This window comes from Modestobacter italicus (genome assembly GCF_000306785.1).
Lineage (GTDB): Bacteria > Actinomycetota > Actinomycetes > Mycobacteriales > Geodermatophilaceae > Modestobacter > Modestobacter italicus.
This window is the reverse complement of record NC_017955.1, coordinates 5,389,463-5,411,514: the sequence shown is the minus strand read 5'-3', so window position 1 is coordinate 5,411,514 and position 22,052 is coordinate 5,389,463. Positions and strand designations below refer to the sequence as shown.

21 protein-coding genes and 1 riboswitch are annotated in these 22,052 nt (G+C 76.2%); of the genes, 10 read left to right on the top strand and 11 right to left on the bottom strand.

Annotated elements, in window-relative coordinates:
• Positions 1–21 precede the first annotated feature (21 nt).
• On the top strand, positions 22–1,149 hold the full coding sequence (locus MODMU_RS25760) for an NAD(P)/FAD-dependent oxidoreductase (RefSeq protein WP_014743364.1): 1,128 nt from the start codon (positions 22–24) through the stop codon (positions 1,147–1,149).
• A 13-nt stretch (positions 1,150–1,162) separates the two neighbouring features.
• Here MODMU_RS25760 and ppk2 read toward each other — a convergent pair whose 3' ends face one another.
• Positions 1,163–2,146, bottom strand: coding sequence for a polyphosphate kinase 2 (gene ppk2 / locus MODMU_RS25755; protein ID WP_014743363.1), 984 nt, complete (start codon positions 2,144–2,146; stop codon positions 1,163–1,165).
• A gap of 176 nt (positions 2,147–2,322) precedes the next feature.
• Here ppk2 and MODMU_RS25750 point away from each other — a divergent pair, with 176 nt between their 5' ends.
• Positions 2,323–4,263: a non-ribosomal peptide synthetase gene (locus MODMU_RS25750; protein ID WP_231851730.1), complete on the top strand. Its 1,941-nt coding sequence runs from the start codon at positions 2,323–2,325 to the stop codon at positions 4,261–4,263.
• Positions 4,264–4,286: 23 nt separating this feature from the next.
• Here the strand turns inward: MODMU_RS25750 and MODMU_RS25745 are convergent, their stop codons facing one another.
• From MODMU_RS25745 to MODMU_RS25735, 3 genes are all read right to left on the bottom strand, one after another.
• A complete protein-coding gene (locus MODMU_RS25745; protein WP_014743361.1) occupies positions 4,287–5,420 on the bottom strand; it encodes a glycosyltransferase family 4 protein in 1,134 nt (377 codons plus the stop codon).
• Positions 5,410–6,324 (bottom strand): lysophospholipid acyltransferase family protein, encoded by a 915-nt coding sequence (locus tag MODMU_RS25740; RefSeq protein ID WP_014743360.1) that lies wholly within the window; start codon positions 6,322–6,324, stop codon positions 5,410–5,412. The genes MODMU_RS25745 and MODMU_RS25740 overlap by 11 nt, the downstream gene beginning before the upstream one ends.
• Positions 6,325–6,430: 106 nt before the next feature.
• On the bottom strand, positions 6,431–7,078 hold the full coding sequence (locus tag MODMU_RS25735) for an FMN-dependent NADH-azoreductase (protein ID WP_014743359.1): 648 nt from the start codon (positions 7,076–7,078) through the stop codon (positions 6,431–6,433).
• Positions 7,079–7,176: 98 nt separating this feature from the next.
• On the opposite strand from MODMU_RS25735, the gene MODMU_RS25730 reads away from it, so the two are divergent.
• Complete coding sequence (locus MODMU_RS25730; RefSeq protein ID WP_014743358.1) at positions 7,177–8,118, top strand: serine/threonine dehydratase; 942 nt, start codon at positions 7,177–7,179, stop codon at positions 8,116–8,118.
• Positions 8,119–8,131: 13 nt separating this feature from the next.
• On the opposite strand, the gene MODMU_RS25725 is transcribed toward MODMU_RS25730, so the two are convergent.
• The 4 genes from MODMU_RS25725 to MODMU_RS25710 all read right to left on the bottom strand — a co-directional run bounded on the left by MODMU_RS25725 (position 8,132) and on the right by MODMU_RS25710 (position 12,046).
• Positions 8,132–8,518 carry a YchJ family protein gene (locus MODMU_RS25725; protein WP_231851729.1) on the bottom strand — a complete coding sequence of 129 codons (387 nt, stop codon included), beginning with the start codon at positions 8,516–8,518 and terminating at the stop codon, positions 8,132–8,134.
• A 10-nt stretch (positions 8,519–8,528) separates the two neighbouring features.
• Positions 8,529–10,679 (bottom strand): RNA polymerase recycling motor ATPase HelR, encoded by a 2,151-nt coding sequence (gene helR / locus MODMU_RS25720; protein WP_014743356.1) that lies wholly within the window; start codon positions 10,677–10,679, stop codon positions 8,529–8,531.
• A 102-nt stretch (positions 10,680–10,781) separates the two neighbouring features.
• Positions 10,782–11,153: an STAS domain-containing protein gene (locus MODMU_RS25715; RefSeq protein ID WP_014743355.1), complete on the bottom strand. Its 372-nt coding sequence runs from the start codon at positions 11,151–11,153 to the stop codon at positions 10,782–10,784.
• Positions 11,154–11,236: 83 nt separating this feature from the next.
• A complete protein-coding gene (locus MODMU_RS25710; RefSeq protein WP_014743354.1) occupies positions 11,237–12,046 on the bottom strand; it encodes an ArsR/SmtB family transcription factor in 810 nt (269 codons plus the stop codon).
• A gap of 56 nt (positions 12,047–12,102) precedes the next feature.
• On the opposite strand from MODMU_RS25710, the gene MODMU_RS25705 reads away from it, so the two are divergent.
• Positions 12,103–12,993 (top strand): patatin-like phospholipase family protein, encoded by an 891-nt coding sequence (locus tag MODMU_RS25705; RefSeq protein ID WP_041795629.1) that lies wholly within the window; start codon positions 12,103–12,105, stop codon positions 12,991–12,993.
• 58 nt (positions 12,994–13,051) lie between these two features.
• Positions 13,052–14,131 carry a GGDEF domain-containing protein gene (locus tag MODMU_RS27395; RefSeq protein WP_014743352.1) on the top strand — a complete coding sequence of 360 codons (1,080 nt, stop codon included), beginning with the start codon at positions 13,052–13,054 and terminating at the stop codon, positions 14,129–14,131.
• Positions 14,132–14,142: 11 nt separating this feature from the next.
• On the opposite strand, the gene MODMU_RS25695 is transcribed toward MODMU_RS27395, so the two are convergent.
• On the bottom strand, positions 14,143–14,457 hold the full coding sequence (locus MODMU_RS25695) for a DMT family transporter (protein ID WP_041797705.1): 315 nt from the start codon (positions 14,455–14,457) through the stop codon (positions 14,143–14,145).
• Positions 14,458–14,468: 11 nt separating this feature from the next.
• A riboswitch (guanidine-III (ykkC-III) riboswitch) is annotated at positions 14,469–14,533 on the bottom strand.
• Between the two features lie 57 nt (positions 14,534–14,590).
• Positions 14,591–15,886, bottom strand: coding sequence for a M18 family aminopeptidase (locus MODMU_RS25690; RefSeq protein ID WP_014743350.1), 1,296 nt, complete (start codon positions 15,884–15,886; stop codon positions 14,591–14,593).
• A gap of 139 nt (positions 15,887–16,025) precedes the next feature.
• Here MODMU_RS25690 and MODMU_RS25685 point away from each other — a divergent pair, with 139 nt between their 5' ends.
• The 5 genes from MODMU_RS25685 to MODMU_RS25665 all read left to right on the top strand — a co-directional run bounded on the left by MODMU_RS25685 (position 16,026) and on the right by MODMU_RS25665 (position 20,640).
• A complete protein-coding gene (locus MODMU_RS25685) occupies positions 16,026–17,072 on the top strand; it encodes an NAD(P)-dependent alcohol dehydrogenase (protein ID WP_014743349.1) in 1,047 nt (348 codons plus the stop codon).
• Positions 17,073–17,114: 42 nt separating this feature from the next.
• Positions 17,115–17,384 (top strand): hypothetical protein, encoded by a 270-nt coding sequence (locus MODMU_RS25680; RefSeq protein ID WP_014743348.1) that lies wholly within the window; start codon positions 17,115–17,117, stop codon positions 17,382–17,384.
• A 27-nt stretch (positions 17,385–17,411) separates the two neighbouring features.
• Positions 17,412–18,314 (top strand): AAA family ATPase, encoded by a 903-nt coding sequence (locus MODMU_RS25675; protein WP_014743347.1) that lies wholly within the window; start codon positions 17,412–17,414, stop codon positions 18,312–18,314.
• Positions 18,304–19,446: a vWA domain-containing protein gene (locus tag MODMU_RS25670; RefSeq protein ID WP_014743346.1), complete on the top strand. Its 1,143-nt coding sequence runs from the start codon at positions 18,304–18,306 to the stop codon at positions 19,444–19,446. Before MODMU_RS25675 ends, MODMU_RS25670 begins: the two co-directional genes overlap by 11 nt.
• 72 nt (positions 19,447–19,518) lie before the next feature.
• Positions 19,519–20,640, top strand: a complete 1,122-nt coding sequence (locus MODMU_RS25665; RefSeq protein WP_014743345.1) for an XdhC family protein — start codon at positions 19,519–19,521, stop codon at positions 20,638–20,640.
• Positions 20,641–20,663: 23 nt separating this feature from the next.
• On the opposite strand, the gene MODMU_RS25660 is transcribed toward MODMU_RS25665, so the two are convergent.
• A complete protein-coding gene (locus MODMU_RS25660) occupies positions 20,664–22,052 on the bottom strand; it encodes a M20 family metallopeptidase (RefSeq protein WP_014743344.1) in 1,389 nt (462 codons plus the stop codon).

Genomic DNA, 22,052 nt, shown 5'->3' with positions numbered 1-22,052 from the left:
CCGCCGTGGCAGATTGACGGCATGGCCGCACCGGAGAGCGTCGTCGTGGTCGGGGCCGGCATCGTCGGGGCGACGGCGGCCTGGCAGCTCGCCCGCCGCGGCGTGCACGTCGACCTGGTCGAGTCCGGGGAGACCGGCCCCGCGACGGCGGCCGGCGCCGGCATCGTGCAGCCCTGGCGGCCGGCCGCCGCCGGGCCCTGGGCGGCCTACAGCGACCTGGCCGGCGCACGCTGGCCGCAGCTGGCGGCCGAGCTGGCCGCCGAGTCCGGGCAGGACCCGAGCTACGCCGCCGTCGGCGGGCTGACCGTCAGCCGGGACGTCACCGGGTTGCGGACGGCGGCCGGGGCGCTGGAGCAGGCCCGGAGCGATCGCGGCTGGACCGGTCTGGGCGAGGTGCAGCTCCTGGCGCCCGGGCAGGCCGCCGAGCGCTTCCCGGTGCTGGACCCGGGGTTCGCGGCCGTCTGGACCGGCGGCGTGTGCCGGGTCGACGGCCGGGCGTTCCGGGACGCCGCGCTGGTCGCGGCGCAGCGCGCCGGCGCGGTCCGCCGTCCCGGCCGCGCGGAGCTGGTGGCCGATGGGCGCCGGGTGCGGGTGCAGGTCGACGGTGAGGAGCTGCCGGGGGACGCCGTCGTGCTCGCGGCCGGCGCCTGGACGACGCAGCTGTGCGCGCCGCTGGGCCTGCACCTGGGGCTGGGGCCGATGCGCGGGCAGATCGTGCACGTCGAGCTGCCCGGGCAGGACACCGCGCCATGGCCGACGGTGATGACGCTGGGCGAGGAGCACGGCCACCACTACGCGCTGGCCTTCCCCGGGGGCCGCGTCGTGGTGGGCGCCACCCGCGAGGCCGGGGCGGGGTTCGACTCCCGGGTGACGGTCGCCGGTCAGCGCCAGGTGCTCGACGCCGCGCTCACCCTCGCGCCGGGGCTGGCCGAGGCGACGGTGCTGGAGACCCGGGTGGGCTTCCGGCCGGTCACGCCCGACGGGTACCCGCTGCTGGGCGCCGTCCCGGGGCTCGGCGGCCTGGTGCTCGCGACCGGGCTGGGTGCCAACGGCCTCACCTACGGGCCGCTCACCGGCGTCCTCGCCGCCGACCTCGCCCTCGGCGGCCGGCCGCCGTTCGACCTGACCCCCTTCCGCCCGGACCGCTGAGGGACGCCCCTCGTCACGCCTCCAGCGGCAGGGAATCGCCGGGCTCTGGCATGGCCGGCTCGCTGAAGTCCTCGACGACGTCGGCGGCCGAGGTGACGATCAGCGGGTCGGGGTCGCCGACCGTCGCCGCGTCCTTGTCGGTGTAGTCGAACCGCGCCAGCACGTGCCGGATGGCCTCCAGCCGGGCCCGCTTCTTGTCGTTGCTCTTGATCACCGTCCACGGGGCGTGCTCGGTGTCGGTGTGCAGGAACATCGCCTCCTTGGCCTCGGTGTAGGCCTCCCACTTGTCCAGCGAGGCGAGGTCGGTCGGCGAGAGCTTCCACTGCCGCACCGGGTCGATCTGCCGGACGATGAACCGGCTGCGCTGCTCACCCCGGGTGACCGAGAACCAGAACTTGACCAGCTGGATCCCGCTGCGCACGAACATCCGCTCGATCTCCGGCGCCTGGGCCATGAACTCCAGGTACTCGTCGGCGGTGCAGTAGCCCATGACCCGCTCGACGCCGGCCCGGTTGTACCAGGAGCGGTCGAACATCACGATCTCGCCGGCGGCCGGCAGGTGGGAGACGTAGCGCTGGAAGTACCACTGGGTCTTCTCCCGCTCCGAGGGCTTGTCCAGCGCCACCACCCGGGAGCCGCGCGGGTTCAGGTGCTCGGTGAACCGCTTGATGGTGCCGCCCTTGCCGGCGGCGTCCCGGCCCTCGAAGACGAGCACCAGCTTCTGGCCGGTGTCCTTCACCCAGCCCTGCAGCTTCAGCAGCTCGATCTGCAGCTTCCGCTTCTCGATCTCGTACTCGCGGCGCTCCATCCGGTGGTCGTACGGGTAGCCCTCCCGCCAGGTGTCGACCCGCCGGCCCGAGGGGTCGAAGAGCTCGCGGTCGTCGTCCCAGTCCTCGTCGGAGCTCTCGTCGGGCAGCGCGTTGAGCCGCCACCGGCTGAGGTCCGCCACGGGCGACGGGGTGCCGTCGGGGACGTGGTCGCGGAAGGACTGGGTCATGACGCCTCCAGGGGTGCGGGGAACGGCGACGAGAGGTCTGATCCTGCCGCAGGTCGCCGATCCCGGTGGGATCGGCGGAACGGGCCGGGTTGTGCGTGCGTTGTGCAGGGATCATCGTGTCCAGACGCGTGTCCGCCGGGGGCGGACCGTCCGACCTGCGTGGAGGAACGACCGGTATGACGGAAGACATGTCGCCCGACCAGGCGGCCGTGCGCCGCACCGCGGCGACATCCGACGGTCCCGAGCTGCTGGTCATGCCCCCGCGCCAGACCTCCGCGGCCGAGCGGCTCCGCGAGGTCGCCGCCGCCCTGCCGGACCAGGTGGCGATCACCACCGGTGACCTCGACGTCAGCTACGCCGACCTGCAGCACCGCGTCCAGGCGCTGACCGCCGAGCTCGTCCCGCTGCTGGCCGGCGACGCCGGGGTGACCCCGGCCGACGCCCGCCAGCCGGTGGGCATCTACGCCGAGCAGGGCGTGGACAGCGTCGCCGCCATGTTCGCCGTGATGGCGACCGGCCACGCCTGCGTCGTCCTGGACGTGCTGCTGCCGCCGGCCCGGGCCGCGGTGATCGTCGAGCGCGCCGGGGTCGGCGTGGTGCTCGCCGACGCCGAGCGCCGGGACGCCGCCGCGGCGATGCCCGGGGTGCACACCGTGCGCGACCTGGCCATGCCGGACGGTGCCCAGGGCGGGGCGCAGGTCGAGGTGCCCGTCGCCCCGGCCCTCGACGACCCGGCGACGCTGGTCTTCACCTCCGGGACGACGGGGCTGCCCAAGGGCGTCGTCTGGACCCAGCGCACCGTCCTCGCCTGCGGCCAGACCAGCCGGGAGACGCTGCGGATCACCCCGGCCGACCGGGTCTCCCTCGCCCTGCCGCAGGGCTTCGCGGTGGGCCAGCTGTCGGTCGTCGCGGCGCTGCTCAACGGTGCGACGCTGTGCGTCCGCGACCCGCGGGTGCACGGCATCCACGACCTCGCCGCGTGGGTCGAGGCGACCGGCGTCACGGTGCTCAACTGCACCCCCTCGCTGCTGCGCTCGCTGCACGGCGCGCTCCCGGAGGGCCACGTGCTGCCCGCGCTCCGGCTGGTCACCACCGCCGGGGAGAAGGTCTACGGCACCGACGTCAGCGACTTCCGCCAGCACCTGCCGGCCGGCGCGAGCTTCATGAACTGGATGGGCTCCTCGGAGACCGAGGCGCTGACCAGCTTCGAGATCCGGCCCGGCGACCCGGTCCCCAGCGGGGCGGTGCCCATCGGGACGGCGATCCCGCTGCGCACGCTGTCGGTCCTCGGCCCCACCGACGAGCCGGTGCAGCCCGGTGAGGTCGGGGTGCTGCACGCCACCTCGGAGTACTTCTCCGCCGGCTACTGGCGCGACCCGGCGGCGACGGCCACCCGGTTCCGCGTCGAGCCCGACGGCCGGACCCGGTACTGCACCGGGGACCGCGCCCGGATGGACGCCGACGGCGTGGTGGAGATCCTCGGCCGGGGCGACGACTCGGTGAAGATCCGGGGCTACCTGGTGGAGCCGGCGGAGGTCGAGTCGGCGTTGCGCGCGCTGCCGGACGTCGTCGACGCCGTCGTCCGCGGCACGGGCACCGACGAGCACGTGCGCCTGGTGGCCTGGGTGGTGCCCGACCCGCACCGCCCCGAGCCCACCGCGCAGGGGCTGCGCCGCGACGTCGGGCAGCAGCTGCCCGAGTGGATGGTGCCCCGGGACGTCGTGCTGCTCCCCGAGCTGCCGCGCAACGAGCGCGGCAAGGTCGACGTCGGCGCGCTGCCCGCCCCCGCGGAGCGGCACGAGGGCGCCGCGCCGGCCACCGACACCGAACGGGCGGTCGAGCAGGTGTGGGCGCCGATCCTCGGGGTCGAGCACGTCGGCCGGGAGGAGAGCTTCACCGCCCTGGGCGGGGAGTCCCTGGACGTCGAGGAGATGTTCACCGCCCTGTCCCGGGAGTTCGGGGTGTCCCTGGTCATCGACGACCTGGCGGCGCACCCGACCCTGGCGGAGTTCGCCGCGCTGCTGACCGAGAAGCAGGCCGAGGCCGCCCAGCAGGGCAGCGGCGGCACGGTGGGCCGGCTGCTGCGCCGGCTGGGCCGGGGCGGCGCCCGCCGCTGAGCAGCTCGCTCCAGGCCGGCCCATCAGGCGGCGACGGGGGTGCGCAGCCGCTGGAGGTGACCGAGGAGCTCGTCGCCGACCCGGCCCCAGGTCCGCCCGTCCACCGACGGCCGGGCCCGGGCCGCGGCGGCGGCCAGCACGGCGGGGTCGTCGCGCAGCCCGGCGACCATCGCGGCCAGCAGGTGCGGGTCGTCCCCGGCCCACAGCCAGCCGTTCTCCCGGTGCCGCACCAGGTCCAGCGGCCCGCCCGAGGCGGCCACCAGGGCCGGCACCCCGGCGGCGAGCGCCTCCTGGACCGCCTGGCAGAAGGTCTCGTCGGCGCCCGGGTGCACGAACAGGTCCAGCGAGGCGACGACGGCGCCCAGCTCCGCCCCGCCGAGCCGGCCGAGGAACCGGGCTCGCGGCATCGCCCGCTCCAGCGCCCGCCGCTGCGGGCCGTCGCCGACGACGACCAGCTGGACCCCCGGCAGCGCGCTCAGCGGGGCGAGCAGCTCCAGCCGCTTCTCCACCGCCAACCGCGCCACCACGCCCACGACCAGCCCGCCGCGCGGCGCCAGCACGGCGCGCACCGCGGGGTCCCGGTGGCCGGGCGCGAACTGCTCGAGGTCCACCCCGCGCGGCCAGAGCGCGACCGGGCCGATGCCCTGCCGGGCCAGCTGGGCCACGGCCGCGGACGACGGCGCCAGCGTGAGGTCCGCCGTCCCGTGCACGGTGCGCAGGTACCGCCACGCCGCGGCCGGCCCGCCGGGCAGCCGGTAGCGCTGGGCGTAGGCGGCGAGGTCGGTCTGGAAGACGGCGACCGACGGCACGCCCAGCGTCCGGGCGGCCCGCGCGGCGGCCAGCCCGAGCACCGCGGGGGAGGCCAGGTGCACGACGTCGGGCCGCAGCCGCCGGAGCAGGTCGGTCAGGTCGCCGGCGGGCCGGGCCAGCGGCAGCTGCCGGTAGCGGGGCAGCCGCATCGCCGGGACGGTGACCACCTCGACCCGGGCGCCGCAGCGGGACTCGTAGCTGCTCCCCGAGGGGGCGATCACCACCGGGTCGTGGCCGCGCAGGGCGAGGTGGTCGACCACCCGCAGCACCGAGCCGACCACCCCGTTCACCGCCGGCAGGAACGTCTCGGCGACGACCGCGACCCGCATGCCGACCTCAGGCAGCACGGGCCACCCCGGACCGGCGGGCCGGGCGGCGCACCGGCGCCGGGGTCGGCACCCGGGGCAGCCGCGGGTGGGCGGTGACCACCGGCGGCCGCGCCTCGGTGACCTCGGCGATCGCGTACTCGGCGAGCGCGGCGAGCTCGCGGCGGTCGGCGCCGGCCGGGTCGAGGGCCGGCAGCAGGTGCACCTCGACGACCAGCCCGCGGGTGGCGAGCACCCGGGCGAGGCTGCGCCGCAGCGACTCACCGCCCAGGTAGGCCGCGACCGCGGTCCCCGCCCCGCCGTCGACCCGGTAGCGGACGGCGACCGGGCAGACCGGGGCGGCGGCGTCCACCGCGGCCTGGAAGAACGCCGGCCGGAACCGGCCCAGCTGCACGCCGCAGGACGTCGTCCCCTCGGGGTGCACGGTCACCGACGTCCCGGCCCGCAGCAGCCCGGCCGCCGCCGCGACCGCGCCGGGCAGCGCGCGGACCCGGGCCCGGTCCAGCAGCACGACGCCGGTGCGGCGGAGCAGCCCGCCGACCAGCGGCCACCCGCCGATCTCGGCCTTGGCCACCGGGACGCCGGGGACGACGGTGAGCAGCGCCAGCCCGTCGAGCCAGGAGACGTGGTTGGCGACCACCAGGTGCCCGGTGCCCGACCGCGGCCAGCCGACCGGCGAGGCGTGCACCTCGACCCGCACCCCGGCCGCGGTGAGCACCCGGGCCGCGGCGCAGACCACCAGCCGCCGCCGGCCGCGGGCACCGGTCAGCCGGGCGCGCGCGGAGGCGACCGCGGTGCCGGCGAGCGCGCCGGCCAGCCGGCGGCGGCGCTGCCGCTGCAGCGCGGGGTCGGCCGCGGGCGCCGGGTCGGCGGCGCAGCGGGGCGTGCAGGGGGAGCGGGGGACCCAGGGGAGGACTGCGGTCACGACGACACCTCGGCTGCCGGCGGGCCCCCGGACGGGACCCGGACGCCGCCAGGGTCACCGGCCCAGGTGTCCGGCCGGTGGCCGCGGCCCGGCGCGTCGCCGTCGGTCAGGCGGCGATGCCGGCGGCGAGCTCCTCGGCGTAGCTGCGGGCGGCGTCGGCCTCGGCCGCGGCCTGGCCGCGCAGGTCGGCCATCGCCGGCACGCGGTCGGCCAGGGTCAGCTGCAGGGTGATCACCGAGACCTGCATGCCGAAGGACTGCCCGAGCACCAGCTCCAGCGGCGGCACGGTGTGGTCCCAGCTGGCCTGCTCGCCGCCGGAGTCGTAGCTCGCGCCCCGGCTGGAGACGACGACCGCGGTGCGCCCGGCCAGCGGCCGCGCCTCGTACTCGCCGAACGGCACGGTGGTGCCCAGGACGTGCACGTGGTCCAGCCACGCCTTCAGCGTCGAGGGCAGCGACCAGTTGTACATCGGCGCCCCCACCAGCAGGACGTCGGCGGCCAGCAGCTCGTCGAGGTAGCCCTGCTGGCGGAGCTCGTCGGCCGGGTCGACGGTCTCGTCGGCGGTGCGCAGCCGCGGTGCCCAGTGCAGCGCGGCGTCGGGCAGGTGCGGCGGCGGGTCGGCCTGCAGGTCGCGGGAGGTGACCGTGAAGGCCTCGCCCCGCTCCTGCCAGCCGCGGACGAAGGCCGCGGTCACCGCCCGCGACGAGGAGCTGCGGGGGTCGGCGGACGAGTCGAGGTGCAGCAGGTGCGGCATGGGGGGCCTCCCGGGGCTGGGGCGGGCGCGGGGTCACCGCGGACCCCCACCCAAGCAGGGACCCCGGCGCGGACCGCCACCGGCCGTATCGTGCGGCCGTGCTCACCCGCGATGACGTCCTCGCCGCCCGGGAGCGGACCGCCGGCCGCGTCCGCCGCACCCCGCTGCTCCAGGTGGGCGGGTCCGGCTGGCTGAAGCTGGAGTTCCTGCAGCACACCGGGTCGTTCAAGGCCCGCGGGGCGTTCAACCGGCAGCTGGCCGCGGCCGAGCGCGGCGAGCTCGACCCGGCGGTCGGGGTCGTCACGGCGTCGGGGGGCAACGCGGGGATGGCGCACGCGTTCGCGGCCCGCTCGATCGGCGTCCCGGCCACCGTGTTCGTGCCGGAGACGACCCCGGCGGTGAAGGTGGACCGGCTGCACGCCTACGGCGCCGACGTCCGGCTGGGCGGCAGCGAGTACGCGGAGGCGTACGCGGCGGCGGTCGCGTTCGCCGAGGCCGCCGGCGCGGTCTTCTGCCACGCCTACGACCAGCCGGAGATCGCCGCCGGCGCCGGGGTGCTGGCCGAGGAGCTGCTCGACGACCTGCCGGCCACCGACACCGTCATCGTCGCGGTGGGCGGCGGTGGGCTGCTGGCCGGCGTGCTCGCCGCGGTCGACGGCCGGGCCCGGGTGGTGGCGGTCGAGCCGGTGACCGCGCCGACGCTGGCCGCCGCGCTCGCCGCTGGGGAGCCGGTGGACGTCGAGGTGTCCGGCGTCGCCAAGGACTCCCTCGGCGCCCGGCGGCTGGGGTCGATCGCCTGGGACGTCGCCCGGCGGTCCCCCGGCCTGGTCAGCGTGCTGGTCGAGGACGCCGCCGTCGTCGCGGCCCGCGCGGAGCTGTGGAGCGAGGCCCGGGTCGCCAGCGAGCACGGCGCCGCGACGGCGTACGCGGCGCTGACCTCCGGTGCCTACGTCCCGGCGCCGGGCGAGCGGGTGGTCACCGTGGTGTGCGGCGCGAACACCGACCCGGTCACCCTGGCCGCCGAGCCGGCCGAGCGCTGATGTTCCACGTGGATCAGTCCAGCGGGTCGCCGTCCAGGTAGCGCCACTGGCCGTCCTCGCGGACGAACCGGCTCTCCTCGTGCTGGGTGCCGGCGGCCCGGTCGACGACCGAGTGCGCGCGGAACTCCACGGTGCCCACGGTGGCCAGCAGCCCGCCGCCGGTGGTGCGCAGGACCTCCAGGCCGATCCAGCGGATCCGCGGGTCGAGGTCGATCGCGCCGGGCCGGGTCGAGGAGTGCCAGGTGCGCAGCAGGTACGCCGGGTCGCCGACGGCGAAGGCGCTGTACCGGCTGCGCATCAGCTGCTCGGCCGTCGCCGCGGTCGCCGTCCCGTCGTGCAGCCGCCCGCAGCAGTCGGCGTAGGGCAGCCCGGAGCCGCACGGGCAGAGGGTGGTCGGCACGCGCCCAGTCTCAGGCACGGGTGAGGACGACGAGCCGCTGGGTCGCCCGGGTCATCGCGACGTAGCGGTCGACCGCGCCCTCGGTGCCCGCGCCGAACGACTCCGGGTCGACCAGCACGACCAGGTCGAACTCCAGGCCCTTGGCCAGCTCCGGGGTCAGCGACCGGACCCGCGGGGTCGCCGCGAACGTCGGGTCGCCGATGACGCAGGCGACCCCCTCGTGCTGCTCGGCCAGCCAGCCGTCGAGCACCGCACCCAGCTCGGTGGTCCGCCCGTGCTGGACGGGGACACCGGTGCTGCGGATCGAGGTGGGCACGTTGGCGTCGGGCAGGGCGGCCCGGATCACCGGCTCCGCCTCGGCCATGACCTCCTCCGGCGTCCGGTAGTTGACGGTCAGCGAGGCCAGCTGGACCCGGTCGAGCCCGATCCGGGCCAGCCGCTCCGCCCACGACTCCGGGAAGCCGCGTCGGGCCTGGGCCCGGTCGCCGACGACGGTGAGGCTGCGCGACGGGCAGCGGAGCAGCAGCATCTGCCACTCCGCGTCGGTCAGCTCCTGCGCCTCGTCCACGACGACGTGCGCGAACGGTCCGGCCAGCCGGTCCGGGTCGGGGCGGGGCAGCACGTCGTCGTCGACCAGGGCGTCGCGCAGGTCCTGGTGGCGCAGCGTCGTCATCAGCAGCAGGTCGGAGTCGTCGGTCGCGATCAGCTCATCGACGACGCCGGCCATCCGGTCGCGCTCGGCGGCCACGGCGGCGGCGTGCCGGCGCCTGCGCCGGGACGCACCCGGGTCGCCGAGCCGCTGCCGGGCGGCGTCCAGCAGCGGCAGGTCGGGCACCGTCCAGGCGTGCGGGTCGCGGCGCTGCAGCGCCCGCACCTCCGCGGCGGTGAGCCAGGGCGCGCAGTGCCGCAGGAACGCCGGCACCGACCACAGGTCGCCGACCAGGTCGGTCGCCTCGAGCAGCGGCCACGTGCGGTCGACGGCCGCGACGAGCTCACCGCTGCGCGCCAGCGACGCGCGGAGCCGGTCGGGCGGGACGTCGTCGTCCGCCAGCCGGTCGACGAGGACGGCGACGAGCGCGTCCTCCACCTGGTCCCGGGCCTCGTTGTGCGGGGTGCCCGGGTCGGCCGCCCCGAACGCCTCGGCCCAGTCCTCGGCGGTCACCCGGAGCTCGGCGCCGTCGGTCTCGATCGTCGTCCCGAGGCGGGGCGGCTCCTCGTAGAACCGGACGCCCGCCTCGACCGCCTGCACCAGCCGCGCGGAGGACTTCAGCCGGGCCACCGCCGGGTCGGTCTCGACCGCCGCCGTGGCGCCCTCGGGCACCAGGTCGCGCAGCGTGCAGGTCAGCACCCCCTCCTCGCCGAGGCTGGGCAGGACGTCGGAGACGTAGGCCAGGTAGGGCTGGTGCGGGCCGACGAACAGCACCCCGCCCCGGCCCGGTCCCAGCCGGGGGTCGGCGTGGAGCAGGTAGGCGGTGCGGTGCAGGGCGACGACGGTCTTCCCGGTCCCCGGGCCACCGTCGACGACGAGCGCGCCGGCCGACCCGGCGCGGACCACCGCGTCCTGGTCGGCGGCGATGGTGCTGAGCACGTCGCGCATCCGGGCCGAGCGGCTGGCACCGAGGCTGGCGATGAAGGCGGACTCGTCGTCGAGCGCGACCTGCTGCCGGAGCCCGTCGGCGGTGAACACCTCGTCCCAGTAGTCGGTGACCCGGCCCCGGGTCCAGCGGTACCGGCGGCGGCTGGCCAGCCCCATCGGGTCGGCGTGCGTCGCGCCGAAGAACGGCTCGGCCGCGGGGGAGCGCCAGTCGACCAGCAGCCGGTGGCCGGTGGGGTCGGTCAGGCCCAGCCGGCCGACGTACACCGGCTCGGCGTCGTCGGCGCCGACCATGCGCCCGAGGCACAGGTCCAGCCCGGAGCGCCGCAGCGCGCGCAGCCGGGCGGCGAGCCGGTGGACCTCCAGGTCCCGGTCCAGCGCGGCCTGCCCGGTGCCGCCGGGCGCCCTCCGCTCGGCGGCCAGCCGGGCGGACAGGTCGGCGACCGCTGCCGCGAGGCTCTCCGCGACGACCGCGAAGTGCCGCTCGTCGGCGCCGGTGAGCGCCGGGTCGGCCTTGGCGGTGAGGTGGGCGGGCAGGTCGAAGGCACTGGGGGTCAGGGTGTTCACGTCCGCGTCTCCCGCATCTCGTGACCTGCGTCTGCGCAGGTCATGGACCAGGTGCGCGAGTGTGCGGCCGGACCGGGGTCTTGCCGCAAGCCCCGGGGTCGGCTATACGTTGAGGTGGCGGGAGAGACCGTCGGGCGCGTCGGCCAGGGTCAGCACGTCGACCAGCCCGGTGAGCTGCAGCGGCCGCAGGACGGCCCGGCCGGTGCCGCAGCGCAGCCGCAGCACCCGACCGCTGCCCTCCGCCGTCCGGTGCGCCCGGACGAGGACGGTCAGGCCGGCCGAGTCCAGGAACGTGACGCCGGACAGGTCCAGCTCGACCGCACGGACGTCCGGGCAGGCGAGCAGCTCGTCCAGGCAGCCCCCGAGCACGGGGGCACCCAGGGTGTCGACCTCGCCGACGACGGTGACGGTGCAGCCACCGTCGATCATGCCCACCCGGACGTCGAGGTCCCGGGTGCCGGACGGTGCCGACATGGCGACCTCCGTCCGTTCCGAGCCGGTGGTTGGTCGGTTTACGTCGTAAACCCTACCGCCTGCGGCCCCGGGACGGCGGTCGATCAGTCGTGGTCTGCCAACTGCCCGGTCCGCGGTTCGGCAGCGAACTCCCAGGGCGCCTGCGGGAGCACCCGGCCGGTCTCCAACAGCGACTTGAGGTTGGCGAGCACGGCCGGCCAGCCGGTGGACACCGCGGCGGTGTCGGCGGCGGTGGGCAGGTCCCGGTGCTGCACGGTGAGCCGGACGAGCTCCCGGTCCCGCTCGATGGTGAAGGTGACGGTCGACGGCGTGCCCGACCGCTGCTCGTCCGACCCCGGGAAGGTGAGGACCAGGCGCTCCGGCGGGACGGACTCGACGACCGTGCCGACGACGTCGGCGGTGCCCGACCCGTCGGTGCGCACGTGCTGCCACGTCGAGCCGGGCTGCCAGTCCGACTCGTTGCGGTGGCCCCAGTACGTGGCGGTCAGGTCGGCGTCGGTGAGCGCCTGCCACACCCGCTCGGGCGTGGCGGCGATGTAGGTGACGTAGACGAAGGTGGGCTGGTCGGTCATCTCGGGCTCCTCTGCTGCACGGCGGACAGCGCTCAGGACGCGCAGCCGCGGGGTCTCGAACCTGTCGATCCAGCGCTCCTGGACCTCGTGCAGGGGCACCACGTTCAGGTGGTGCACCTTCTCCCGGCCGCGCCAGGCGGTGCTGACCAGGTTCGCGGCCTCCAGCACGGCCAGGTGCTGGGAGACCGACTGCCGGGCCATGGCCAGCTCACCGCAGAGCTCGCCGAGGGTCTGGCCGTTGCGCTCGCGCAGCCGGTCGAGCAGTGCGCGGCGGGTCGGGTCGGCGAGCGCCTTGAACACCAGGGTCAGGTCGCCGTCCACGGGTCGATCATGCAGGCATTCACCTGCATGTCACGCTGCCCTACGGTGCGGGCGTGATGTACCCCGCCCCTCCGCCCGTTCCTGCCGGCACCGCGCTGGTCCTCGCCGGCGGTGGGGTGGCCGGCATCGCCTGGGAGCTCGGCGTGCTGCGCGGCATCGCCGACGCCGACCCCGCGCTGGCCGACCGGCTGCTGGCGGCCGACCTGGTGGTCGGCACGTCGGCCGGGTCGTCGGTCGCCGCGCAGGTGACCAGCGGGGTGGACCTCGACGCGCTGTACCAGGCCCAGCTGCGCCCGGAGACCGCGGAGATCGAGGTCGACGTCGACCTGCCGGCGCTCTTCGCCGACATGGGCGCGGTGATGGCCGGCGCCGCGGACGCTGCGGACGCCGGGCGGCGGATGGGTGCGCTCGCGCTGGCCGCCCCGGCCGGGGACCCGGCGCGCCGGCGGGCGGCGATCGCCGCCCGGGTGCCGGTGCCCGACTGGCCGGAGCGGCGGGTGCTGCTGCCGGCGGTCGACACCGGGTCCGGCGAGGTCGCCGTCTTCACCCGCGCGTCGGGGGTGCCGCTGGTCGACGCGGTCGCGGCCAGCTGCGCGGTGCCCGGCGTGTGGCCGCCGGTCGCGATCGGCGGGCGGCGGTACATGGACGGCGGCACGCGCTCGATGACCAACGCCGACCTCGCCGCCGGGGCGCAGCGGGTGCTCGTCGTGGTGCCGGCCCTCGAGGACGCGCCGCAGCTGTGGGGTCGCAGCCTGGCCGAGGAGATCGCGGACCTGGCGCCGGCGGCGGTCGCCGTCGTCCACGCCGACCAGGCCTCGGTCGAGGCCTTCGGCAGCAACGCGCTGTCGCCGTCGACCCGGGCGGCCGCCGCGCAGGCCGGCCGGGTGGTCGGTGCCGCCGCGGCCGCCCGGGTCGCGGCCGCGCTGGGCTGGGCACCTCACCCGTAGGCGGGACCCCGCCGGTGGTGCGCTGCAGGGCCGGCGGGCCGGTGCCGATGACCTGCTCGTGCTCCTCGACCACGACGACGACGCCCAGACGGCGCCCCGGCTGCTGCCCGGCTGGTGGTGGCGCGGCGGTGACGCGGTCGGCTACGGCCGGCTGCTCGGGCTCGGCTCGCTGCTGATCTCCGGCCTGGCCCTGCTGCTGCTGCACCCCGCGCAGGTGCACTGGGACCAGCTGGGCGTGCTGGCCGGGTTCCACCTGGTCGCGGTCTGGCTGAGCTTCGCGCTGCCCTGGCGCCGCTGGTCACCGTGGGCGCTGGTGGCCTTCCCGGTCACCTCGATGGCAGCCCTGGTGCTGGTCACCGACGCCGCGCCCGGGCTGGCCGGCGTCACGGTCGCCTACTTCGTGCTCTGCTTCGCCTACACCGGGCTGTTCCTGCCGGCGCACGGCAGCTGGGTGCTGCTGGTGCCCGCGGTCGCCACCTACTTCGGCACCCTGCGCGCGGTCACCCCCGAGCTCGCCGTTCGGACGGTCTTCGTCGCGGCCGCCTGGGTCGTGCTGGCCGGCCTGCTGAACCGGCTGCAGACCCGGCAGCTGGCCCTCATCGGGCAGCTGCGCGCCGACAACCTCACCGACCCGCTCACCGGGCTGGCCAACCGCCGCGGCATGGAGGTCTTCCTGGCCGAGGCCGAGCCCGGCGACGTCCTCATCGTGTTCGACCTGGACAACTTCAAGCGGCTCAACGACGAGCACGGCCACGCGGCCGGCGACGTCGTCCTGCAGACCTTCGGCCGGGTGCTGACGCAGCAGCTGCGCACCCGCGACCGGGCGGCCCGCTCGGGAGGCGAGGAGGTCGTCGTCCTGCTGCGCTGCGGCGAGAGCCGCTGCGGGCAGACGGTGACCCACCGCTTCCGCGAGGCGCTGGCCCTCGCCTGCCCGGGCGTCACGTTCTCCGCGGGCATGGCGCTGGTGACCGCCGACCGTCCGGTGCAGGAGGTCCTCGAGGCCGCCGACCGGGCGATGTACTCGGCCAAGCACGCCGGCCGCGACCAGGTGTGGGTCTCCACCGGCGACGACCGGCCCGACTACTGCGTCCACCGCCACGCCGAGTACACCCCGGAGGCGACGCCGGTCGGGGTCTGACGCGCGAGCCGTCAGTGGGTGAGCTTGAGCCCGACGACGCAGCCCACGATGCCGAGCAGCAGCAGCACCCGGACGGCGCTCAGCGGCTCCTGCCCGGTCGCCATGGCGTAGCCGGCGGTCAGCGCGGCGCCGATGCCGACCCACACGGCGTAGGCCGTGCCGACCGGCAGGCTGCGCATGGCCAGGGCCAGACCGGCCATGCTCGCGGCGAGCGCGACGCCGAACACGACGGTCGGCCCGAGGCGGGTGAACCCCTCGGAGCGGCCGAGGGCGGTGGCCCAGACGGCCTCGAGGACGCCGGACAGGACGAGGACGAGCCAGTACACGGGGATCTCCTGGGACACCGTCTTGTCGCTGTCCGGGTACGGCGTGCTCGTCCGGGAGACCCGTCGCGGTCCCACCTCCACCCTCCCACGTCCCGCGCCCGCCGGGTGGTGACTCCGGGCACCGGCGCCGCGGTCAGTCGGCGAAGCAGGCGGTGAGCGCGCCGACCATCAGCGGGACGTCGAGGGCCGAGGCCAGCTCCCGGCAGGAGTGCATCGCCAGCATCGGCGCGCCGACGTCGACCGTCGGGACGCCCAGCCGGGTCGCGGTCAGCGGGCCGATGGTGCTGCCCGAGGGCAGGTCGGCGCGGGTGACGAACCACTGCACCGGCACGTCCGCCGCGGCGCACCGCTCGGCGAACCACCCGCTGGACGCCGCGTCGGTCGCGTAGGCCTGGTTGCCGTTCACCTTCAGCACCGGGCCGCCGCCGAGCTGCGGCCGGTGCGCCGGCTCGTGCCGGTCGTACCGGGTCGGGTGGACGGCGTGCGCCATGTCCGCCGACACCAGCCGCGACTGCGCGAGCGCCCGGGGGAGCGCCTGCGGGTCACCGGCGTCGGTGAGCGCCACCAACCGGCGGACGACGTCCTCCAGGAAGCTGCCGCGCGCCCCGGACATCGACCCGCTGCCCACCTCCTCGTGGTCGTTGCAGACCAGCACCTGGGTGCGCGCGCCGGCCGGCGCCCCGATCAGCGCGGTCAGCCCGGAGTGGCAGCAGGCCTGGTCGTCCAGCCGGGGGGCGGCCACCCAGGTGCCGTCGGCCCCGGCGGTGCCGGCGGGCTGGGTGTCGGCGAGCACCAGGTCGTGTCCGACGACCTCCCCGGCCGCGACCCCGGCCGCCTCCGCCAGCGCCTCGACCAGGCCGGGCTCGGTGCCCAGGTCGCGGGACCACACCGGTACGAGGTCGCGCTGCGGGTCGAGCTTCAGCCCGTCCCGCACGCCGCGGTCGAGGTGGATGGCGAGCGAGGGGAGCCGCAGCGGGGCACCGGGCAGCCGCACCAGCGCCACCTCGCCGCCGCGCAGCGCCACCCGGCCGGCCACGGTCAGCTCCCGGTCCAGCCAGGTGTGCCAGAGGCCGCCGCCGTAGGGCTCGACCCCGACCAGCCGGTAGCCGGCCTGCCGGACGTCGGAGTGCGGGCGCACCTTGAACGTGGGGGAGTCGGTGTGCGCGCCGACCAGCCGCATCCCGGCCTCGGCCAGCGGTGCGCTGCCCACCCGGAACGCGATGAGGCTGCCGTGCCGGACGACGAAGTGCGCCCCGCCCGGCGTCAGCGACCAGGCGTCCGGCTCGGCCAGCTCGGTGAACCCGGCCGGCCGCAACCGCCGCGACAGCTCGGCCACCGCGTGGAACGGCGACGGCGAGGCGTCGACGAACGCGCGCAGGTCGTCGCCCAGGGCGAGCTCGTCGGTCGGCGTGCGGTCCGGCGTCGGCATGCCGCCATCCTGCCCAATCGCCGAGGTGCCCCCAGCCTGCGGTCTCGCCGGGGGCGGCTCCCGCTGCGGACCGTAGGTTGTGGGGGCCGAACGGGCCGCCGGCAGGGAGCGGGCCCGAGGACCCCGGGAGACCCCCCACGTGCTGACCGTCAACGCCCGCTCCACCTCCGGCACCGGCGCGCCCTTCGTGGCGACGACCATCGAGCGCCGCGACCTGGGCCCGCACGACGTGCTCATCGACATCGCCTACGCCGGCATCTGCCACTCCGACATCCACACCGCCCGCGGGGAGTGGGGCGACACCCTCTTCCCGCTCGTCCCCGGCCACGAGATCGCCGGCGTCGTCTCGGCCGTGGGCTCCGAGGTCACCCGGTTCGCGGTCGGCGACCGGGCCGGCGTCGGCTGCATGGTCGACTCCTGCCGCGAGTGCGATCCCTGCCTGGCCGGCGAGGAGCAGTACTGCCAGCAGGGCAACATCGGCACCTACGACGCGATCGGCCGCGACGGCCGGCCCACCGACGGCGGCTACAGCGAGAAGATCGTCGTCGACGAGGCGTACACGCTGCACATCCCGGAGGGCATCGCCCTCGACGTCGCCGCGCCGCTGCTGTGCGCCGGCATCACGCTCTACTCGCCGCTGCGGCACTGGGGCGCCGGCCCGGGCAAGCACGTGGCCGTCGTCGGTCTCGGCGGGCTCGGCCACATGGGCGTCCGGCTCGCCAAGGCGATGGGCGCCGAGGTCACCGTGCTCAGCCAGTCGCTGAAGAAGCAGGAGGACGGGCTGCGCCTGGGCGCCGACCACTACCACGCCACCGGCGACCCGGAGACCTTCCAGGCGCTGGCCGGCCGCTTCGACCTGATCGTGTCCACCATCTCCGCCTCCGTCGACATGGGCGCCTACCTGGGCCTGCTGAAGCTGGACGGCGCGCTGGTCAACGTGGGCCTGCCGGAGGAGCCGCTGCAGGTGCCGGCGTTCCCGCTGCTCGAGGGCCGGCGCAGCCTGGCCGGTTCGATGATCGGCGGCATCCGGGAGACCCAGGAGATGCTCGACTTCTGCGCCGAGCACGGGCTGGGCGCCGAGGTCGAGGTCATCTCCGCCGACCAGATCGACGAGGCCTACGACCGGGTGGTCGCCAGCGACGTCCGCTACCGGTTCGTCATCGACATCGCCACGATGGCCGGCTGACCGGCCGCGTTTCAGCTGGCTGGTCCGGGTAGGGCGGAGGACATGGCCGACGACGACATCGAGATCGACGCGCAGGGCGAGAACTCCTACCTGGTGGTGCAGCCCAGCGAGCTGGAGGACGTCCGCACCTACGTCACGGTGACGCCCGAGGTGATGGACCGGCTGGGCAGCGACGACGAGGAGGACGTCGTCCGGCGGACGGTGCTGTTCCTGCGCAAGCACCAGGAGGTGGCCGACTTCCCCGAGGTCCTGGACCTGGAGGACGTGATCGCCGGCTACGACGACTACCTCGAGGCGATGGCCACCGACTGACGGCGCACGACCCACCGCCGGGGTGGGATGCTGCTGGGCGTGAGCCAGCCCACCCTCCCCGCTGACCCCGTCGCACTCGGCACCGCGCTGGAGGCCACCGGCTACCTGCCCGACGAGGGGCTGGCCACCGCGGCCTACCTGGCGCTGGTGATGCACCGCCCGCTGTTCCTGGAGGGCGAGGCCGGGGTCGGCAAGACGGCGCTGGCCCGGGCGCTGGCCGAGGTCACCGGCCGGCCCCTCTACCGGCTGCAGTGCTACGAGGGGCTGGAGGCCAGCCACGCCCTCTACGACTGGGACTTCGGCCGCCAGCTGCTGCACCTGCGCGCCGCCGAGGCCGCCAACGCCGCCGGCGACCCGGCGGAGCTGGAGGCCGGGCTCTACGACCGGCGGTTCCTGCTGGCCCGCCCGCTGCTGCAGGCGCTGGAGGACTCGCCGTCGGTGCTGCTCGTCGACGAGGTGGACCGGGCCGACGACGAGTTCGAGGCGTTCCTGCTCGAGGTGCTCAGCGACTTCACCATCTCCATCCCGGAGCTGGGCACGGTGCGGGCCGAGACGCCGCCGCTGGTCGTGCTGACCTCCAACCGGACCCGCGAGGTGCACGACGCGCTCAAGCGGCGGTGCCTCTACCACTGGCTGGAGCACCCCGACTTCGAGCGCGAGGTGGCGATCCTGCGGCGCCGGCTCCCCGACGTCACCGACTCGCTGGCCCGCCAGGTGGCCCGGGCGACCGCCAAGCTGCGGAGCCTCGACCTGCTGAAGCCGCCCGGCGTGGCCGAGGCGATGGACTGGGCGAGCGCGCTGCACGCCCTCGGCGCCCGCGAGCTCGACCCCGACACCGCGGCCCGCACGCTGGGCGCGGTGCTCAAGTACCGCGAGGACACCGACCGCGTGCACGCCCTGACCCGGGGGGCGCTGTTCGGTGGCGGCTGACACGGTCGCCGGCGCGGCGGCGGGCAACGGCACCCGGGACGTCGTCACGGTCGTCCTCGGGTTCGCCCGCACGCTCCGGCACGCCGGCGTGGCGGCCTCGCCCGACCGGGTGGAGGCGATGCTGGCCGCGGCGGCGCACCTCGACGTCCTGGACCCGACCGCCGTCTACTGGGCCGGGCGGCTGACGCTGTGCGGCAGCCCGGACGACCTGGACCGCTACGACGCGGCCTTCGCCGCCTACTTCGGCGGGGAGGCGCCGCGGCCGCGGCGGTCGACCGGCGCCGAGCAGCCCCGGGTGGCGCAGACCGCGCCGATGGTCCCCGGTGAGGGCAGCGAGGACGGCGGCGAGCCCAGCGACCTCGCCACCCGGGCCAGCGGCGAGGAGGTGCTCCGGCACCGAGACGTCGCCGAGCTGACCGCCGCCGAGCGCGACCAGCTGCGCCGGCTGTTCGCGCTGCTGGTCCCGGCCGCCCCGATGCGCGCCTCCCGGCGGCGCAGCGCGTCGCCGCACGGCTCGGTGCACCGGGCGCGTACCGTGCGGCGGGCGCTGCGCGACGGCGGCGAGGTGACCCGGCTGCAGCACCACCGCGCCCGGCCCCGCCCGCGCCGGGTGGTGCTGCTGATCGACGTCTCCGGCTCGATGAGCCCCTACGCCGACGCGCTGCTGCGGTTCGCGCACGCCGCCGTCCGGGCCCGTCCGGCGAGCACCGAGGTCTTCACCATCGGCACCCGGCTGACCCGGGTCACCCGCGAGCTGCGGCTGCGCGACCCCGACCGGGCGCTGGCGGCCAGCGGCTCGGCCATCCCCGACTGGTCCGGCGGGACCCGGATCGGCGAGGTGCTCAAGGCCTTCCTGGACCGCTGGGGCCAGCGCGGCACCGCCCGCGGTGCCGTCGTCGTGGTCTGCAGCGACGGCTGGGAGCGGGGCGGCGCCGAGCTGCTCGCCGAGCAGATGGGTCGGCTGCAACGGCTCGCGCACGCCGTCGTCTGGGTGAACCCGCACAAGGGCCGGTCCGGCTACGAGCCGCTGACCGCGGGCATGGTGGCGGCGCTGCCGTCCGTGGACCACTTCGTCGCCGGGCACAGCCTGGCCGCGTTCGAGCAACTGGCAGGAGTGATCACCCATGCATGAAGGACCTCGTCCTCCTCATCCCTCGCACGCTCGGGACGAGCCTCTGGACGACGCCGCTGAAGGAGCAATCGGATGAGAGATGTCCTGGACGACCTGGTCGGCTGGTGGCAGGCGGGGGAGACGGTGGGGGTCGGCACCGTCGTGGGCACCTGGCGCTCGGCGCCGCGCCCACCGGGTGCCTCGATGCTCGTCGGCCCCGACGGGACGGCGGTCGGCAGCGTGTCCGGCGGCTGCGTCGAGGGCGCGGTCTACGAGGAGGCCAAGGACGTCGTCGCCTCCGGTGAACCGACGCTGGAGCGCTACGGCGTCAGCGACGACGACGCCTTCGCCGTCGGCCTGACCTGCGGCGGCATCCTCGACGTCTACGTGGAGGCGATCTCCCGGGAGTCCTTCCCCGAGCTGGGCGAGGTGGCCACGTCGGTCGCCGAGCACGAGCCGGTCGCCGTGGTCACCTGCGTCAAGGGCCCGCCCGACCGGCTGGGCCGGCGGATGGTGCTGTGGCCCGACCGGGCGTCGGGCTCGTTCGGCGAGGAGCACCTCGACGGCGCCGTGGCCGACGACGCCCGCGGCATGCTGGCCGCCGGCCGGACGGCGACGCTCACCTACGGCCACGACGGCGAGCGGCGCGGCGACGACATCACCGTGTTCGTCTCCTCCTTCGCCCCGCCGGCCCGGATGGTCGTCTTCGGCGCCATCGACTTCGCCGCGGCGGTCGCCCGGGTCGGCTCGTTCCTCGGCTACCGCGTCACCGTCTGCGACGCCCGCCCGGTGTTCGCCACCGCGCGCCGCTTCCCCGACGCCGACGAGGTGGTCGTCGAGTGGCCGCACCGCTACCTGCAGGCCGAGGCCGACGCCGGGCGGATCGACGAGCGCACCGTGCTCTGCGTGCTCACCCACGACCCGAAGTTCGACGTCCCGCTGCTGGAGGTCGCGCTGCGGCTGCCGGTGGCCTACGTCGGCGCGATGGGATCGCGGCGCACCCACGACGAGCGGCTGGACCGGCTGCGCGAGGCGGGCATCAAGGACGACGAGCTCGAGCGCCTCTCCTCGCCGATCGGGCTGGACCTCGGCGCCCGGACGCCGGAGGAGACCGCGGTGTCGATCGCCGCGGAGATCATCGCCGGCCGCTGGGGCGGTTCCGGCGAACGGCTCACCGGCGCCGAGGGCCCCATCCACCGCACCGCCGACCGCTAGGGCCATGTTGGCCGACATGGCCCCTAGGACGGCCACGGGACGCCGGGTTCGCCGAGGTCCCACCACAGGCCGGCCATGAGCGCCAGCGACTCGCGGACCAGCGCGGTCGGCAGGTGCTCGTCCGGCGCGTGCTGGGCACAGCCGGGGTAGGAGTGCGGTACCCACACCGTCGGCAGCCCGAGCACGTGCGCGAACGGCTCGTTGGGCAGCGACCCGCCGAGGTTGGGCAGCAGCGCCGGCACCACGCCGGTGCTGCGCTCGATCGAGGCCAGCGTCCAGGTCACCCAGGGGTCCTCGGGGTCGGTCCGGGTCGCGGCCATCGCGTGCTCGACCTCGACCTGCACGGCGCCGAACCCGGCGGCGTCCAGGTGCGCGCGGAGCACCTCGCCGACCCGGGCGGGGTCGGTGCCGACGACGAAGCGCAGCTGGCAGTGCGCGCGGGCGGTCGGCGGGATGGCGTTCACCGGGGCGTCCGGGTCGCCGGCGGTCATCGCCAGCACCTCGAGGGTGTTCCAGGCGTACAGCCGCTCGGCCGGCGTGAGGCCGGGTTCGCCCCACCCCGGGTCCAGCTGCGGGCTGTCCGGGCCCTGGTCGACGGCGATGTCGCGCAGCGCCGCGCGCACCGGCGCCGGGACGCCGTCCGGCCGGAGCCCGGCGACCAGCAGCCGGCCGCGGGCGTCGACGAGCGAGGCCAGCGCGCCGGCCAGGACGGCGGCCGGGTTGACCAGCACGCCGCCCCAGTTGCCCGAGTGGTGCGCGGTCTCCCGGGCGGTCACCCGGAAGGTCACGTTGACCGAGCCGCGGGTGCCGAGGAAGACGGTGGGCCGGTCGGCGGCGACCCGCGGGCCGTCGGAGCCGATCAGCAGGTCGGCGGCGAGCTCGTCGCGGTGCTGCGCGCACAGCTCGGCCAGGCCGGGGGAGCCGGACTCCTCGCCCATGTCGAGCAGCAGCGTCACGTCGTAGCCCAGCCGCCCGCCGCGGGCGGCGATCACCTGCTCCAGGGCCACCAGGTTGACCGTGTGCTGGCCCTTGTTGTCGGCGACGCCGCGGCCGTACCAGCGGTCGCCCTCGACGACGACCCGCCACGGGTCCAGCCCCGCGCGCCACTGCTCGGGGTGGGCCGGCTGGACGTCGCCGTGCCCGTAGGTCAGCACCCGCCGCCCCGCCCCCTCCGACCGGTGCGCGACCAGGAACGGGTGCCCCGGCGAGACGGGGTTGGCCACCACCTGCGCGGTGAAGCCCAGCCGCTCGACGTCGGGCACCAGCTCGTCGGTCAGGTAGGCCCGCAGGTCACCGGCGCGCCCGGGGTCGGCGCTCTCGGTGCGGAAGGCGACCCGGCGCTCCAGGGTGGCGAGGAAGGCGCCGGAGTCGAACTGCCTGGTCGCACGGTCGAGAGCGGTCTGCCGGTCCAC

What these genes read in the sequence shown, in the direction of transcription:
- MODMU_RS25760 (WP_014743364.1), top strand. Translation starts at nt 22, where the DNA reads ATGGCCGCACCGGAGAGCGTCGTCGTGGTCGGGGCCGGCATCGTCGGG.
- ppk2 (WP_014743363.1), bottom strand. Translation starts at nt 2,146, where the DNA reads ATGACCCAGTCCTTCCGCGACCACGTCCCCGACGGCACCCCGTCGCCC.
- MODMU_RS25750 (WP_231851730.1), top strand. Translation starts at nt 2,323, where the DNA reads ATGACGGAAGACATGTCGCCCGACCAGGCGGCCGTGCGCCGCACCGCG.
- MODMU_RS25735 (WP_014743359.1), bottom strand. Translation starts at nt 7,078, where the DNA reads ATGCCGCACCTGCTGCACCTCGACTCGTCCGCCGACCCCCGCAGCTCC.
- MODMU_RS25715 (WP_014743355.1), bottom strand. Translation starts at nt 11,153, where the DNA reads ATGTCGGCACCGTCCGGCACCCGGGACCTCGACGTCCGGGTGGGCATG.
- MODMU_RS25705 (WP_041795629.1), top strand. Translation starts at nt 12,103, where the DNA reads ATGTACCCCGCCCCTCCGCCCGTTCCTGCCGGCACCGCGCTGGTCCTC.
- MODMU_RS25690 (WP_014743350.1), bottom strand. Translation starts at nt 15,886, where the DNA reads ATGCCGACGCCGGACCGCACGCCGACCGACGAGCTCGCCCTGGGCGAC.
- MODMU_RS25680 (WP_014743348.1), top strand. Translation starts at nt 17,115, where the DNA reads ATGGCCGACGACGACATCGAGATCGACGCGCAGGGCGAGAACTCCTAC.
- MODMU_RS25675 (WP_014743347.1), top strand. Translation starts at nt 17,412, where the DNA reads ATGCTGCTGGGCGTGAGCCAGCCCACCCTCCCCGCTGACCCCGTCGCA.
- MODMU_RS25665 (WP_014743345.1), top strand. Translation starts at nt 19,519, where the DNA reads ATGAGAGATGTCCTGGACGACCTGGTCGGCTGGTGGCAGGCGGGGGAG.